Annotated in this window: 13 protein-coding genes and 2 tRNA genes; 1 reads left to right on the top strand and 14 read right to left on the bottom strand. The window is 45.1% G+C overall.

Features of this window, described 5'->3' with window-relative positions:
- Positions 1–36 precede the first annotated feature (36 nt).
- The 14 genes from pnp to rlmE all read right to left on the bottom strand — a co-directional run bounded on the left by pnp (position 37) and on the right by rlmE (position 15,024).
- Positions 37–2,172, bottom strand: a complete 2,136-nt coding sequence (gene pnp / locus R7Z47_RS11380; RefSeq protein ID WP_005380098.1) for a polyribonucleotide nucleotidyltransferase — start codon at positions 2,170–2,172, stop codon at positions 37–39.
- Positions 2,173–2,464: 292 nt separating this feature from the next.
- Positions 2,465–2,734, bottom strand: coding sequence for a 30S ribosomal protein S15 (gene rpsO, locus R7Z47_RS11375; protein WP_005380094.1), 270 nt, complete (start codon positions 2,732–2,734; stop codon positions 2,465–2,467).
- 141 nt (positions 2,735–2,875) lie between these two features.
- Entirely contained in the window at positions 2,876–3,829 is a 954-nt protein-coding gene (gene truB, locus R7Z47_RS11370) for a tRNA pseudouridine(55) synthase TruB (protein WP_025768208.1), read from the bottom strand.
- On the bottom strand, positions 3,829–4,224 hold the full coding sequence (gene rbfA / locus R7Z47_RS11365) for a 30S ribosome-binding factor RbfA (RefSeq protein WP_005380087.1): 396 nt from the start codon (positions 4,222–4,224) through the stop codon (positions 3,829–3,831). The genes truB and rbfA overlap by 1 nt, the downstream gene beginning before the upstream one ends.
- Before the next feature lie 114 nt (positions 4,225–4,338).
- Positions 4,339–7,050 carry a translation initiation factor IF-2 gene (infB, locus tag R7Z47_RS11360; protein ID WP_005380086.1) on the bottom strand — a complete coding sequence of 904 codons (2,712 nt, stop codon included), beginning with the start codon at positions 7,048–7,050 and terminating at the stop codon, positions 4,339–4,341.
- A gap of 22 nt (positions 7,051–7,072) precedes the next feature.
- A complete protein-coding gene (gene nusA / locus R7Z47_RS11355; protein WP_005380084.1) occupies positions 7,073–8,560 on the bottom strand; it encodes a transcription termination factor NusA in 1,488 nt (495 codons plus the stop codon).
- A 36-nt stretch (positions 8,561–8,596) separates the two neighbouring features.
- On the bottom strand, positions 8,597–9,052 hold the full coding sequence (rimP, locus tag R7Z47_RS11350) for a ribosome maturation factor RimP (RefSeq protein WP_005386424.1): 456 nt from the start codon (positions 9,050–9,052) through the stop codon (positions 8,597–8,599).
- Positions 9,053–9,277: 225 nt separating this feature from the next.
- Positions 9,278–9,354, bottom strand: a tRNA-Met gene (locus R7Z47_RS11345).
- Positions 9,355–9,410: 56 nt separating this feature from the next.
- Positions 9,411–9,494 (bottom strand) — tRNA-Leu (locus tag R7Z47_RS11340).
- A gap of 16 nt (positions 9,495–9,510) precedes the next feature.
- Positions 9,511–9,849 carry a preprotein translocase subunit SecG gene (gene secG, locus R7Z47_RS11335; RefSeq protein ID WP_005380080.1) on the bottom strand — a complete coding sequence of 113 codons (339 nt, stop codon included), beginning with the start codon at positions 9,847–9,849 and terminating at the stop codon, positions 9,511–9,513.
- A 220-nt stretch (positions 9,850–10,069) separates the two neighbouring features.
- Positions 10,070–11,410, bottom strand: coding sequence for a phosphoglucosamine mutase (glmM, locus tag R7Z47_RS11330; RefSeq protein WP_005388992.1), 1,341 nt, complete (start codon positions 11,408–11,410; stop codon positions 10,070–10,072).
- A gap of 19 nt (positions 11,411–11,429) precedes the next feature.
- Positions 11,430–12,260, bottom strand: coding sequence for a dihydropteroate synthase (gene folP, locus R7Z47_RS11325; protein WP_017820419.1), 831 nt, complete (start codon positions 12,258–12,260; stop codon positions 11,430–11,432).
- 52 nt (positions 12,261–12,312) lie between these two features.
- The gene (ftsH, locus tag R7Z47_RS11320) at positions 12,313–14,286 is read right to left on the bottom strand and encodes an ATP-dependent zinc metalloprotease FtsH (RefSeq protein WP_017635895.1); all 1,974 of its coding nucleotides are present in this window, start codon (positions 14,284–14,286) and stop codon (positions 12,313–12,315) included.
- Positions 14,287–14,394: 108 nt separating this feature from the next.
- Positions 14,395–15,024, bottom strand: a complete 630-nt coding sequence (gene rlmE, locus R7Z47_RS11315; RefSeq protein ID WP_005388985.1) for a 23S rRNA (uridine(2552)-2'-O)-methyltransferase RlmE — start codon at positions 15,022–15,024, stop codon at positions 14,395–14,397.
- Positions 15,025–15,162: 138 nt separating this feature from the next.
- Here rlmE and yhbY point away from each other — a divergent pair, with 138 nt between their 5' ends.
- Positions 15,163–15,459 carry a ribosome assembly RNA-binding protein YhbY gene (gene yhbY / locus R7Z47_RS11310; RefSeq protein ID WP_005380066.1) on the top strand — a complete coding sequence of 99 codons (297 nt, stop codon included), beginning with the start codon at positions 15,163–15,165 and terminating at the stop codon, positions 15,457–15,459.
- The last annotated feature ends 28 nt before the right edge of the window (positions 15,460–15,487 follow it).

The raw sequence follows: 15,487 nt of genomic DNA, 5'->3' as shown, positions 1-15,487 counted from the left end.
CTTAATCTAATAAAAGGCTGAAAGTCTCATTTTGTCTTACTCGTCTTTAGCAGCCGGTGCTTCAGCAGCAGCTTCTTCAGCTGGCTTTTCTACCGCTTCTTTCATGCTTAGACGTACACGGCCTTGGCGGTCGATTTCAAGAACTTTAACTTGAACTTCTTGACCTTCAGCTAGGTAGTCAGACACTTTCTCAACACGTTTTTCGGCGATTTGAGAGATGTGTACAAGACCATCTTTGCCTGGAAGAACCGTTACGAATGCACCGAAGTCCGCTAGACGTGCAACTTTACCTGTGTAGATACGGCCCACTTCAACTTCAGCAGTGATCTCTTCGATACGGCGGATAGCTTCTTTCGCAGCAGTGCCTTCAGTTGCCGCAATCTTGATAGTACCGTCGTCTTCGATTTCGATAGTTGTACCAGTCTCTTCAGTTAAAGCACGGATAACTGCACCACCTTTACCGATAACGTCTTTGATCTTCTCTGCGCTGATCTTCATCGTGTGAATACGAGGAGCAAATTCAGAGATGTCTTCACGAGCACCAGAGATTGCTTCATCCATTACAGATAGGATGTGCTTACGTGCGCCTTGAGCTTGGTTAAGCGCAATTTGCATGATTTCTTTAGTGATGCCTTCGATCTTGATGTCCATTTGAAGTGCAGTGATACCAGTGTTAGTACCTGCTACTTTAAAGTCCATGTCACCTAGGTGGTCTTCATCGCCAAGGATGTCAGAAAGTACAACGAAATCGTCACCTTCTTTAACAAGACCCATTGCAATACCAGCAACAGATGCTTTGATTGGTACACCTGCGTCCATAAGCGCAAGAGAAGTACCACATACTGAAGCCATTGAAGATGAACCGTTAGATTCAGTGATTTCCGATACAACACGTACTGTGTATGGGAACTCATCAACAGAAGGCATTACTGCAGCAATACCACGCTTCGCCAGTTTACCGTGGCCGATTTCACGACGCTTAGGAGAACCTACAAAACCAGTTTCACCTACACAGTATGGAGGGAAGTTGTAGTGCAGTAGGAAGTGATCTTTACGCTCACCAGTTAGCTCATCGATGATTTGAGCATCACGCTGAGTACCTAGCGTTGCAGTAACGATCGCCTGAGTTTCACCACGAGTGAATAGCGCGCTACCGTGAGTACGAGGAAGAACACCAGTACGTACATCTAGTGCACGAACCATGTCTTTTTCACGGCCATCGATACGAGGGTTACCAGCAATAATACGGCTACGTACTACTGTCTTCTCTAGATCATGGAAGATAGTGTGGATTTCTTTTGTGTCTGCTTCAGGATCTTCAGCAAGAAGAACTTCATTTACTTCCGCAGCGATCTCATGGATGCGGTCGTAACGAGCCATTTTCTCAGTAATTTGGTAAGCTTCAACAAGTTTAGCTTCTGCTAGATCAGCAATCTTATTTTTAAGCGCTGTGTTCTCTTCAGGAGCAACCCAATCCCAAGCAGGAGTTGCAACTTCTGCTTTGAATTCGTTGATAGCTTGAATAGCAACTTGTTGTTGGTCATGACCATAAACAACCGCCGCTAGCATTTCTTCTTCAGTTAGGTTGTCCGCTTCTGACTCAACCATCAGTACTGCTGACTCTGTACCTGCAACAACAAGGTCAAGCTTAGAAGTTTCTAGTTCAGTTTGGCTAGGGTTAAGTACAAGCTGACCATCGATATGACCAACACGCGCCGCACCGATAGGGCCGTTGAATGGAATGCCAGAGATAGCAAGAGCAGCAGAAGTACCGATCATTGTAACGATATCTGGCTGAACATCTGGGTTTACAGACATTACTGTCGCGATAACCTGAACTTCGTTTTTAAACGCGTCTGGGAATAGCGGACGGATTGGACGGTCGATTAGACGAGCTGTTAGCGTTTCGCCTTCAGAAGGACGACCTTCACGTTTGAAGAAGCCGCCTGGGATTTTACCCGCAGCGTAAGTACGCTCTTGGTAGTTAACCGTTAGTGGGAAGAAGTCTTGACCTGCAACGGCTTCTTTTTTACCTACAACAGATACGAATACAGACGTATCATCCATTGTGACCATAACTGCTGCTGTAGCTTGACGTGCAATAACGCCAGTTTCTAAAGTAACTGTGTGGTTACCGTACTGGAACGTTTTAACAACTGGTTTTTCGAACATTGTTATTCCTTGTTTCTAATCTTCCTTTAGTGCTTAAAGAAATCTTAGATGTGTTAATTGACACTCAAGGCATTACGAATCGCGACTAGTAAAAAGAAACTCGGAAGTTCCTTTTGAATAGTCGCGACCTTTTGGTCGACGTGGTTGACTGTAATGCTATGAGCTTTTGAGAAAACCTCTTACAAGGTTTAGCCGCCAGTATTATAACGGCATAAGTCTAATTTGGCTAAATTTAGGCAACAAAAAAGGGGCATAAAGCCCCTTTTTAGACAAACTGCTATGCAGTCGCTGATTAGCGACGTAGGCCTAGACGTTTGATTAGGTCTTGGTAGCGAGCTAGGTTTTTACCTTTTAGGTAATCTAGAAGCTTACGACGACGAGAAACCATGCGTAGAAGACCACGACGGCTGTGGTGATCGCCTTTGTGCGCTTTGAAGTGACCTTGTAGGTGGTTGATAGAAGCTGTAAGTAGAGCTACTTGAACTTCTGGTGAACCAGTGTCGCCTTCGCCTTGTGCGTATTCTGCAACGATTGCTGCTTTAGTTTCTGCATTCAGAGACATAATTCTCTCCTAATAAGAGTAGGTTTAAAGTTGTAGCAGCCAATCTCTGATTCAGCCGCTACGCGAAGCGCGGATTATAGGGAAATTTCCTATCTCGTGCAATATAAAAATACCGACACTCAGGTCGGTATTTTCAATCATTTACTTGGATGCAACGTCATCTCGGAACACGACCAATCGCTTAGGAGCGATTTTGCCATCTTCGTTCATTTCGCCAACGCCAATAAATAAGCGTTCTTCACCCATAGTAAGGCGAAGTGAGCCCTCTGTCGGAGCACCAAATACTTGAACGGGCTGCCCATGTTGGACCATATCCGCCAGTTCAGGCACCAAGTTGACTTCTGGTAAGTCTTCTACCGCTGTATCCATTGGCAAAAGTAGCGGGTCCAGTAGTTCTCGAGGCGCTCGTTCCTCGCGGTGAGCTTGCTCTAGCAACTCATTTAGTTGCTCAAGTGTTACCATATTCTCGTAAGGGTATTTAGCAACACCAGTACGACGAAGCATAGTTACGTGCGCACCACAACCTAACATTTCGCCCAGATCATCAACGATAGTACGAATATAGGTACCTTTAGAGCAGTGCACTTCCATCTCTACTTCATCGCCTTCAAAACGGTGAAGAACAATCTCATATACCGTGATCTTACGAGATTCGCGCGGAACTTCGATGCCTTTACGAGCGTATTCATACAAGGGTTTCCCTTGATATTTCAACGCTGAAAACATGGAAGGTACTTGATCAGATTCGCCACGGAACTGATCGATGCACGCTTTTAGTTTGTCTAACGTAACATCGACTGGACGCGTCTCTACAACTTCACCATCCGAGTCAGACGTATTAGTACGTTCACCCAGCTTTGCGATCACGCGGTAGCGTTTATCAGAATCAAGAAGAAACTGAGAAAATTTTGTCGCTTCACCCAAGCAAATTGGCAGCATGCCTGTCGCTAATGGGTCCAAGGCTCCAGTGTGGCCTGCTTTCTCGGCAAAGTAGATTCGCTTTACTTTTTGCAGTGCATCATTGGAAGAGATACCTGTTGGTTTGTCCAACAGTATAACGCCATTAATTGGACGACCTTTACGACGACGAGCCATTATTCTTCGTCCTCACGACCAGAATCTTTTTGCTTTTGTTTGTCTGAACTAACGACTTCAGACACTAGGTTAGACATACGCATACCTTCAACAAGCGTATTGTCATAGTGGAAGCGGATTTCTGGCGTTAAACGTAGACGAATACGCTTACCTAACATCATGCGAATGTGCACTTCGTGCTCACGTAGCGCTGCTAGACATGATTCAGGTGTTTGCTCACCCACACATAGGAAGGTCACAAATACTTTTGCGTAAGCTAGGTCACGAGAGACTTCTACGTCTGAGATCGTCACCATGCCAAGGCGAGAGTCACGAACTTCACGTTGAAGGATCATCGCTAGTTCTTTTTGCAGCTGCTGTGCAACGCGCTGCGTGCGGCTAAATTCTTTTGACATATCTTTACTCTTATATAGAAAGAATGGGGGGTTGGTCAAAGCCAGCCCCCCATGGTGTATTCAACAACCAATTACTACTTATCTTTCAAAGACAATATTAGTAATTTTAGTCAATTAGTCTAGAGTACGTTTAATTTCAACGATTTCGAAGACTTCGATTTGGTCACCAACGCGAACATCATTGTAGTTCTTAACGCCGATACCACATTCGTAGCCATTCTTAACTTCTTGAACGTCATCTTTGAAACGACGCAGTGACTCTAGTTCACCTTCGTAAATAACAACGTTATCACGTAGTACACGGATTGGGTTGTTACGCTTGATCACACCTTCTGTAACCATACAACCAGCGATAGCGCCCAGTTTCGGTGACTTAAACACGTCACGAACTTCAGCAAGACCAATGATCTCTTGCTTGAATTCTGGAGCAAGCATACCGCCCATTGCTTGTTTCACTTCGTCAATCAATTGGTAAATGATTGAGTAGTAACGTAAGTCAACAGCTGCGGCTTCAACAGCACGGCGAGCAGAAGCATCTGCACGAACGTTAAAGCCAAGGATGATTGCGTTTGAAGCTTCCGCTAGTACTACGTCAGTTTCCGTAATACCACCAACACCAGAACCAACGATGTTCACTTTAACTTCGTCAGTAGATAGCTTAACTAGTGAGTCTGCGATTGCTTCTACAGAACCTTGAACGTCTGCTTTAAGTACAACGTTAAGTTCAGCAACTTCACCAGCAGTCATGTTAGAGAACATGTTCTCTAGTTTAGATTTCTGCTGACGAGCAAGTTTCACTTCACGGAACTTACCAGCACGGTAGTTAGCTACTTCACGCGCTTTACGCTCGTCACGAACTACTGTTGCTTCATCACCTGAAGATGGTACACCTGAAAGACCTAGGATCTCTACAGGGATAGATGGGCCAGCCGAAGTAATTTCTTTACCTAGCTCATCACGCATTGCACGAACGCGTCCGTATTCTTGACCACAAAGAACGATGTCGCCTTTGTTTAGTGTACCTGATTGAACAAGTACTGTTGCAACTGGACCACGACCTTTATCTAGGCGAGATTCAACAACAACACCAGATGCCATGCCTTCAGCTACAGCTGTAAGTTCAAGAACCTCAGACTGAAGAAGGATTGCTTCTAGAAGACCATCGATGTTTGTACCCTGTTTAGCAGAGATGTGAACGAACATGTTCTCACCGCCCCACTCTTCAGGAATAACGTCGTATTGAGCAAGCTCGTTCTTAACGTTATCTGGGTTCGCGTCTTCTTTATCGATCTTGTTCACAGCAACAATTAGAGGAACGCCTGCCGCTTTCGCGTGCTGAATCGCTTCTACTGTTTGTGGCATTACGCCATCGTCTGCTGCAACTACAAGAACAACGATATCTGTCGCTTGAGCACCACGAGCACGCATTGCAGTAAACGCTGCGTGTCCAGGAGTATCAAGGAACGTGATCATGCCGTTGTCTGTTTCAACGTGGTACGCACCAATGTGCTGAGTAATACCACCCGCTTCGCCAGAAGCAACGTGTGTGCGACGGATGTAGTCAAGTGTTGACGTTTTACCGTGGTCAACGTGACCCATGATAGTAACAACTGGAGCACGTGGAACTGCTTCCGCGTTAGTGTCACGGTCAGATAGTACCGCTTCTTCCAGTTCGTTCTCTTTACGAAGAACTACTTTATGGCCCATTTCTTCAGCAACAAGTTGTGCTGTTTCTTGGTCGATCACTTGGTTGATAGTCGCCATAGCGCCCATCTTCATCATTACTTTGATAACTTCTGTCGCTTTAACCGACATCTTGTTAGCAAGTTCTGATAGAACGATCGTTTCGCCAATTACAACGTCTTGCTTAGCAACCGTTGCTGACTTATCAAACCCGTGCTGCATTGAAGTCGGCTTAGCAAGTTTGCCCTTACGACCTCTACCGCCACGTTGGTTGTTACGGCCACCGCGAGCTTGGTCGTCTTTACCCGAAGCTGCTTTTTTCTTCTTACGACGACCGCCTTCTACTTTGCGATCTGCTTCATCTTCGGCTTCACGTGCGTATTGTGAAGTCGTTACATGGTAATCTGTATCTTCCATATCACCCTTTTTCTCTTCTGCAGCAGACCAACGCTCTTTATTCTTTTCAGCCAATTCGCGAGCTTCTTCAAGCTTGCGCTGACTTTCCTCTTCAGCCTTACGCTTAGCTTCTTCTTCCTGACGACGTTTAAGCTCGTCGGCCTCTTTTCGCGCTGCTTCTTGCTTAATTTTCTCTTCAGCATCACGCTTTGCTTTTTCTTCAGCATTACGTTGTGCATTCGTATCTACGTCTCGCTTCGCTTTTTCTTCAGCTTCACGTTTCGCTTTTTCTTCCGCTTCACGTTTTGCAGCTTCTTCAGCTTCACGTTTCGCAGCTTCTTCAGCTTCACGTTTTGCAGCTTCTTCTGCTGCACGTTTTGCTGCTTCTTCTGCTTCACGTTGTGCTGCTTCTTCAGCTTCACGTTTCGCTTCATCTTCAATTGTGCTGCGCTTCACGTATGTACGTTTTTTGCGCACCTCAACCTGAACATTCTTACTCTTACCACCACCCGCGTTCACACTAAGTGTACTACGAGTTTTACGCTGAAGCGTAAGGCGAGTCGGCTCTGAATCACCTGATTTATCACCGTGTTCTTTCTTTAAATGAGAGAGAAGCTTCTGCTTCTCTTCATCAGTAACATTGTCAGAGCTCGCCTTTTTAATGCCAGCGTCAGCAAGTTGTTCAATCAAGCGGTCGACTGGCGTACCAATCTCATCACTCAGTGCTTTAACTGTTAATTGTGTCATGCCGCTTCCTCCTTGCCGAAAATTATGCTTCTTCGCCGAACCAACAGATGTTACGTGCGGCCATAATTAGCTCACCTGCACGTTCTTCGGTCAGGCCTTCGATACCTTCTAAATCGTCAATACCTTGGTCAGCAAGATCTTCCAGTGTCGCTACACCTTTCGCTGCCAATTTAAATGCCATCTCACGCTCAAGACCTTCAAGTGCAAGTAGGTCCTCAGCTGGTTCTAGACCTTCAAAAGACTCTTCTTGTGCTAGTGCGATCGTCGTTAGTGCATCTTTTGCACGTCCACGAAGCTCTTCGATTAGTTCTTCATTCAAACCATCGATTTCTAGTAGCTCGTTAACTGGCACGTATGCGATTTCTTCTAGCGTTGAGAAACCTTCTTCAACAAGAAGTTGAGCGAAGTCTTCTTCAATATCTAGGTACTTCATGAAGTTTTCAATAGATGCTTGTGATTCTTCAGCGTGTTTCTTCTGAAGATCAGCAACTGTCATAACATTCAGTTCCCAACCGGTTAGTTGAGATGCTAGACGCACGTTTTGACCGTTACGACCAATAGCTTGCGCTAGGTTGTCAGCTTCAACTGCGATGTCCATTGAGTGTGCATCCTCATCAACGATGATAGAAGCAACATCAGCTGGCGCCATTGCGTTGATAACGAATTGAGCTGGGTTATCATCCCAAAGAACGATATCGATACGCTCACCACCAAGTTCGCCAGAAACAGCTTGTACACGTGCACCACGCATACCAACACACGCACCTACAGGGTCGATACGTTTGTCATTTGTTTTGACAGCGATCTTAGCGCGAGAACCAGGATCACGTGCTGCGCCTTTAAGCTCGATAATATCTTCTGCGATTTCAGGCACTTCAACACGGAACAGTTCTGCCAACATTTCTGGCTTAGAACGAGTGATGAACAATTGGAAACCACGTGCTTCAGGCGCGACTTTGTAAAGAAGACCACGTACGCGGTCGCCTGGACGGAAGTTTTCACGAGGAAGTTGGTCATCACGCAGGATTACCGCTTCAGCGTTATTACCAAGATCAAGCACGATTGTGTCACGGTTTACTTTTTTCACGACACCAGTGATTAGATCACCTTCATTGTCGATGAACTGTTCAACGATTTGTGCGCGCTCAGCTTCACGAACTTTTTGAACGATAACTTGCTTAGCAGTTTGAGTCGTAATACGGTCAAACGTTACTGATTCGATTTCGTCTTCTACGTAGTCGCCAAGCTCGATTGAGTCATCTTCGTATTGCGCTGCTTCTAGTGAGATCTCTTTTGTAGGGTTCTCAACGTCATCAACAACTAACCAACGGCGGTAAGTTACAAACTCACCGGTTTTACGGTCAATGGCAACACGTACGTCGATTTCGATTTCGTATTTTTTCTTTGTAGAAGTTGCTAGAGCAATCTCAAGAGCCTCAAAGATACGCTCACGAGGTACCGCTTTTTCGTTCGATACCGCTTCTGCTACCGCTAAAATTTCTTTACTCATTGTATTTAGCCTCTAAGCTTAAACTTTTTTAGGGAACTAAAATTTAGGGATCAGGTTAGCTTTGGAAATGTTACTTAGAGCAAACTCTTCTTGCTGACCGTCTACAGTAATTGTCACTGTTTCGCCATCAACACCGTGGATAATACCTTTCCACTTACGACGGTTTGCTACAGCCATTTTCAATACGATGCTGACCTCGTGACCAATAAATTGCTCGTAATGTGCTGCTTTAAAAAGTGGTCTTTCTAAACCTGGAGAAGACACTTCTAGGCTGTAAGCAACAGAAATTGGATCTTCAACGTCTAAAACTGCACTAACTTGGTGGCTAACTTCTGCACAGTCGTCTACGTTAATACCATTTTCATGGTCAATGTAGATACGTAACGTTGAGTGCGCGCCTGCACGAATGAATTCTAATCCAACTAACTCATAACCTGATGCCGCTACTGGCGCGTCAAGCATTTCAGTAAGTTGTCTTTCTAAACCAGTCATTTAACCACTCCAGAAACAAAAAAAGGGCTCAGAGCCCAATCAAAAAACCAAGCAGTATCTGAGCTATTTCAAAAAGCTCAGATAACAAAAAACCCCGATAGTCGGGGTTTTATGCTGCTGGACCCTGATACGTTAAGAATAGCCAACAATTGCTTTTCTTAACTCGTAGTGTGGTTAGCACTACGCAAACTTGCCAATCTACGATTTCCTTTTAAAGAAAGAGATTGGTTGCGGGGGCCGGATTTGAACCGACGACCTTCGGGTTATGAGCCCGACGAGCTACCAAGCTGCTCCACCCCGCGTCCGACTTGCTGAGCATTATACTCGCAAACAAGTGATTTACAAGTTTGTAAATACATGGTGCCGAGAGAGGGACTCGAACCCTCACACCTAAGGCACTAGCACCTCATGCTAGCGTGTCTACCAATTTCACCATCTCGGCATCAAAACCTTACAGCTTATTGAGGAATTTCATCACCCGCAGGGGCAGGAACTTCACTCGCTGCATCCTTAACTTGTTCAACAACTGGTTGACCTAACGTTGGGTCTACCCATTGTGATTCAGTCTGGTGCGTAGACATACGACCAAGTAACAAGCTAACGATAAAGAATACGGTTGCTAAAATAGCAGTTGTTCGGGTTAAGAAATTACCTGAGCCGCCAGCACCAAACACTGTGTTTGAAGCACCAGCACCGAACGAGGCTCCCATATCTGCGCCTTTACCTTGTTGAATCAACACAAGGCCAATCACACCAAGCGCTGCCAACAGGTAAATCACAAGTAGAACTGAAAACATTTTTTCCACCTATGTTCCAAATTGTTGAGCCAGCGCCGTTCAAAAGAATAAATCATTATGAACAAGGCTAGCGACCTCCTAACGGGAGGCGGAGCAATACTAGCGAAAGCCAGTAACGCTGACAAGGGAAAATTAGTAAAAAATCAATGCCAATGCGTTAAGCGCTCAAAAAAAGGGCAAAAGATGCCCTTTTCATTCAAGACATGCTTTAACGCAATGATTAACAACTTGCTTTAACAGCCTCAGCGATTTTCAATGCTGAGTGTTGAACTAGTTCACCATCTTCGCCTTCCACCATAACGCGGATCAAAGGCTCAGTGCCAGACTTACGCAGCAGTACACGCCCTTTATCACCAAGTGTCGCCTCTACTTCAGCGACAGCGTTTAATACAGCTGTAGCTTCAAGAGGGTTACTTTCTCCTGAGAAACGGACATTTTCTAAAACCTGAGGATATAATGTCATTCCTTGCGATAGTTCATATAAAGACATATCGCTGCCAATTACAGAAGCAAGTACTTGAAGTGCAGCAACAATCGCATCGCCGGTTGTGACTTTATCTAATAAGATCACATGGCCTGAGTTTTCAGCACCAATTTTCCAACCTTTTTCTAGCAGTTGCTCCATGACATAACGGTCACCAACAGCAGCACGTACAAACGGAATGCCTAGCTGCTTTAAACCATTTTCCATACCCAAGTTAGTCATTAGTGTACCAACAACACCACCCTTTAGCTCACCACGACGAAGTGCATCACGAGCGATGATATAAGCAATTTGGTCACCATCAACTTTGTTACCTAGGTGGTCGACCATAATGATGCGGTCACCATCACCATCAAATGCGAGACCAAGATGCGCTTGCTCTTCAACAACACGCTGTTGAAGAGCTCGTACGTCTGTTGCGCCCACTTTTTCATTAATGTTGATGCCGTTAGGCTCTACGCCCATAGCGATAACTTCTGCCCCAAGTTCTTTGAAAACATTTGGAGCGATGTGGTACGTTGCACCGTGCGCACAGTCTACTACGATCTTAAAGTTCGCAAGGCTCAACTCAGATGGGAAAGTACTCTTACAGAATTCGATGTAACGACCAGCTGCATCATTTAGGCGGGTTGCTTTACCAAGCTCAGCAGACTCCACACATTCAATTTCTTTATCTAACTCAGCTTCGATCGCCAATTCGATATCGTCAGGTAGCTTAGTACCCTCAGAAGAAAAGAATTTAATGCCGTTGTCGTAATATGGGTTATGTGATGCAGAAATCACAATACCAGCCTCGGCACGGAAAGTCTGAGTTAAATATGCCACAGCTGGAGTTGGCATGGGACCAGTAAATGTTGCTTTAAGTCCCGCAGCTGCAAGGCCAGCCTCTAGTGCAGATTCAAGCATATAACCTGAAATACGTGTATCTTTACCTATGATAACTTTCTTTGTGCCTTGTTTCGCTAGTACACGACCAGCAGCCCAGCCAAGCTTAAGTACGAAGTCTGGAGTGATTGGGTATTGTCCTACTTTACCGCGCACACCGTCAGTACCAAAGTAACGTCTTTCATTCGACATAAACTTTCCTTTATTATTTTTAAATATTGTTTTTCGTCATCTCAACAACTTTCATCGCTTCGATTGTCTCTTCAAAGTCATGCACGCGAATGATCTGCGCGCCTTTCATCGCGGCAATCGTAGCACAAACGACACTTGCGTTCGTACACTCTGCCGCTGGCTTGTCTAACAGTTTGAAGATCATGGATTTACGAGACATGCCAGCCAAAATAGGCAGGCCGAATTCATGAAACTTTTCAAGATGAGCAAGCATATGATAATTGTGTTCGATTGTTTTGCCAAAGCCAAACCCAGGATCGAGAATCAGTTGAGATTTATCAATCCCTGCTGCTTCACACGCCGCGATACGTTCTTCTAGAAAAGCCGACACGTCCCCCATTAAATCATCATAATGAGGGTCAACTTGCATGGTCCTAGGCTGACCTTTCATATGCATCAGACAAATTGGAAGGTTTGCTTCTGCTGCGACTTCCAGAGCACCTGGCTCTTGCAGCGAGCGGATGTCATTGATCAAATCAGCCCCAGCATCAATTGCTTGACGCATCACTTCTGCTTTACTGGTGTCAACGGAAATCCATACATCATATTTTTCACGAATGGCTTTGATTACTGGGACAACACGCCTAAGCTCTTCTTCCAAAGACACATCCGGTGCACCAGGTCTTGTTGATTCACCACCAACATCAACAATACTTACACCAGCCTTTATCATTTTATCAACTTGAGCAAGAGCAAGTTCAATTGAGTTGTATTTACCGCCATCCGAAAAAGAATCCGGTGTCACATTTAGAATGGCCATGACATGTGGACGCGAAAGGTCCAAAGATTTGTTATTTGCTGTAATCATCATCATAAACACAAAAACCCCGAGATAACTCGGGGTTTAATATTATCGATACTCTTTATTCAGAGTCTTTCTTTTCAGGCGCTTCGTTAGAAGTTGTTTCAGAAGAGCTAGGCTGTTCTGCATCTTTCGCAGTCTCCGTTGCTTCTTCTTTAACTTCTTGCTTTGCTTGAGGCTTGTCGCTGTCTTCTGGTTTGCTTGCTGAGTTATCACTCCAGCCCGCAGGCTCACGAATTTCAGCTTTGCGCTCCATTAAGTCATCAATCTGGCGAGCATCAATGGTTTCATACTTCATCAGCGCATCTTTCATCGCATGCATGATATCCATGTTCTCTTGAAGAATCTTCTTCGCACGATCGTAGTTGCGGTCAATGATCTGACGAACTTCGTCATCAATCAACTTCGCTGTATCGTCAGACACATGTTTAGTCTGAGTTACACTACGCCCTAAGAACACTTCGCCTTCATCTTCTGCATACAGCAGAGGGCCAAGCTTTTCAGAGAAACCCCATTGAGTAACCATCTTACGAGCAATATCTGTTGCGCGCTCGATATCATTAGAAGCACCGGTTGATACTTTGTCAGCACCGTAGATAAGTTCTTCTGCTAAACGACCACCGTACAAGCTAGAAATCATTGATTCTAGGTGTTGGCGAGACATACTCACGCGGTCCTGCTCTGGAAGGTACATTGTTACACCCAACGCACGACCACGTGGAATGATAGACACTTTGTACACTGGATCGTGTTCAGGAACCAAGCGACCAACAATCGCGTGACCCGCTTCGTGGTATGCGGTTGACTCTTTCACTTCCTCAGACATCACCATTGAACGGCGCTCAGCACCCATCATGATTTTGTCTTTCGCCAGTTCAAACTCAACCATAGAAACGTTGCGCTTGTTACCTCGCGCAGCAAACAAGGCTGCTTCGTTAACTAAGTTTGCTAGGTCAGCACCAGAGAAGCCTGGTGTACCACGTGCGATGAGAGAAGGCTCTACATCACCCGCTAGAGGGACCTTACGCATGTGAACTTTTAGGATCTGTTCACGGCCACGTACATCTGGAAGACCAACTACTACTTGGCGGTCAAAACGACCAGGACGCAGTAACGCAGGGTCCAGCACATCCGGACGGTTAGTCGCAGCTATAACGATAATACCTTCGTTACCTTCGAAACCATCCATCTCAACGAGCATTTGGTTTAGTGTTTGTTCACGTTCATCATGACCACCACCAACACCTGCGCCACGTTGACGACCTACCGCATCGATCTCATCGATAAAGATGATACAAGGTGCGGCTTTCTTTGCTTGTTCAAACATGTCACGCACACGAGATGCACCAACACCAACGAACATTTCTACGAAATCAGAACCAGAGATAGTAAAGAATGGTACTTTCGCCTCACCGGCAATGGCTTTCGCTAGAAGCGTTTTACCCGTACCAGGAGGACCAACCATTAGAACACCCGTTGGAATCTTACCGCCCAGCTTTTGGAAGCGGCTTGGATCGCGTAGGTAGTCCACCAGCTCTTTCACGTCTTCTTTTGCTTCGTCACAACCTGCAACGTCAGCAAAAGTTGTCTTGATTTGTTCTTCGCTCATCATTCGAGCTTTGCTCTTACCAAAAGACATGGCGCCTTTACCACCGCCGCCTTGCATTTGACGCATGAAGAAAATCCATACACCAATTAGTAAGATCATTGGGAACCAAGAGATGAAGATAGTACCCAGCAAGCTTTGCTCTTCTGGAGGCGTGCCTTGTACTTTCACGTTTTGGTTAATTAGGTCATCTAGAAGCTTTTGGTCATACACTGGCATGTAAGTGACCATTTTGGCACCGCCGCCACGACGAACAAAGCTAATTTCACCGTCTTTAAAAGTTGCTTCTTGAATCTGGCCTTGGCCAACTTCCTGTACAAACGTGGTGTAATCCACGGTTCTGCCATTGCTTTCTCCAGGGCCAAAGCTCTGGAATACCGACATCAATACGACGGCGATAACAAGCCACAGAATTAAATTTTTTGCCATGTCACTCAAGGTGTAAGCCTCTCGATAACTAATTGTAATTAAAGGTAGGGTACTACAGTTCATTAACTGTAGCTATAGTGTTAACACGCTCTCAAGAGAGCAAAATGGTTAACCTTTGTAACCAGTGGCTACGACGAAGACCTCTCGAGAGCGAGCTCGCGATGAGTCTGGTTTTCTAATTTTTACGGCTTTAAACATGTCTCGGACTTCTTTCACATACTGATCGAAGCCTTCCCCTTGGAAAACCTTTACGACAAAGCTACCATTAGGCGCTAGAACTTGTCGACACATATCTAAAGCTAATTCAACTAAATACATAGCGCGAGGTTGATCAACAGAATTGTTTCCCGCGATGTTAGGCGCCATATCAGACATTACTACGTCTACCATGGAAGGTTGGATCCTTTCTAGCAAAGCTTCCAATACCGCATCATCACGAAAGTCGCCTTGTAAAAAGCTAACGCCAGCAATCGGGTCCATAGGAAGCAAGTCACACGCGATGATCTGACCACTGTCCCCTACTATCTTAGCAGCATATTGAGACCATCCGCCCGGCGCAGCCCCCAAGTCGACGACTGTCATTCCAGGCTTTAACAATTTATCTTTCGTTTGAATCTCATCGATCTTGAAATAAGCACGTGAGCGGTAGCCTTTTTTTCGGGCTTCATTCGCGTATTTATCATCAAAGTGTTCTTTCAACCAACGACCAGAACTAGCCGAATGTTTTTGTTTACTCATTTTAATCCCAACAAGGCACAAATTGGAGCTATTGTTTTAATAGGCGCTACCTATTACTCAATAAATTATAGTCTTCAGCAATAGATGGCGTTAAAATAGCTTTTTTCAACCCTTATTTTAAAGAAAATTGGCCGCGTAATGAACCTAAGCACCAAACAAAAGCAGCACCTTAAAGGCCTAGCTCACAGTTTAAAACCTGTTGTGCTAATGGGCGCAAATGGACTTACAGAAGCCGTGCTAGCAGAAATTGAAATCGCTCTTAACCATCACGAACTTATCAAAGTAAAAGTTGCTTCGGAAGATCGTGAAACAAAACAGCTAATCATCGACGCTATCGTACGTGAGACGGGCGCTGAAAAAGTTCAGACTATTGGTAAAGTGCTTGTGCTATATCGCCAGTCTGAAGAGCGTAAAATCGAAATCCCTCGTAAGTAACTCTACTTACGTTGCTGAAGAAAAAAGG

The sequence above is a fragment of the Vibrio sp. 1641 genome (genome assembly GCF_033339995.1).
GTDB lineage: Bacteria > Pseudomonadota > Gammaproteobacteria > Enterobacterales > Vibrionaceae > Vibrio > Vibrio alginolyticus.
Note: the sequence above shows the minus strand (reverse complement) of the source record. Positions and strands in the feature narration are given on the sequence as shown.

Bases quoted from the DNA above. Each gene is read 5' to 3' on its own strand.
- pnp (WP_005380098.1), bottom strand. From the start codon at position 2,172: ATGTTCGAAAAACCAGTTGTTAAAACGTTCCAGTACGGTAACCACACA.
- rpsO (WP_005380094.1), bottom strand. From the start codon at position 2,734: ATGTCTCTGAATGCAGAAACTAAAGCAGCAATCGTTGCAGAATACGCA.
- truB (WP_025768208.1), bottom strand. From the start codon at position 3,829: ATGGCTCGTCGTCGTAAAGGTCGTCCAATTAATGGCGTTATACTGTTG.
- rbfA (WP_005380087.1), bottom strand. From the start codon at position 4,224: ATGTCAAAAGAATTTAGCCGCACGCAGCGCGTTGCACAGCAGCTGCAA.
- infB (WP_005380086.1), bottom strand. From the start codon at position 7,050: ATGACACAATTAACAGTTAAAGCACTGAGTGATGAGATTGGTACGCCA.
- nusA (WP_005380084.1), bottom strand. From the start codon at position 8,560: ATGAGTAAAGAAATTTTAGCGGTAGCAGAAGCGGTATCGAACGAAAAA.
- rimP (WP_005386424.1), bottom strand. From the start codon at position 9,052: ATGACTGGTTTAGAAAGACAACTTACTGAAATGCTTGACGCGCCAGTA.
- secG (WP_005380080.1), bottom strand. From the start codon at position 9,849: ATGTTTTCAGTTCTACTTGTGATTTACCTGTTGGCAGCGCTTGGTGTG.
- glmM (WP_005388992.1), bottom strand. From the start codon at position 11,410: ATGTCGAATGAAAGACGTTACTTTGGTACTGACGGTGTGCGCGGTAAA.
- folP (WP_017820419.1), bottom strand. From the start codon at position 12,260: ATGATGATTACAGCAAATAACAAATCTTTGGACCTTTCGCGTCCACAT.
- ftsH (WP_017635895.1), bottom strand. From the start codon at position 14,286: ATGGCAAAAAATTTAATTCTGTGGCTTGTTATCGCCGTCGTATTGATG.
- rlmE (WP_005388985.1), bottom strand. From the start codon at position 15,024: ATGAGTAAACAAAAACATTCGGCTAGTTCTGGTCGTTGGTTGAAAGAA.
- yhbY (WP_005380066.1), top strand. From the start codon at position 15,163: ATGAACCTAAGCACCAAACAAAAGCAGCACCTTAAAGGCCTAGCTCAC.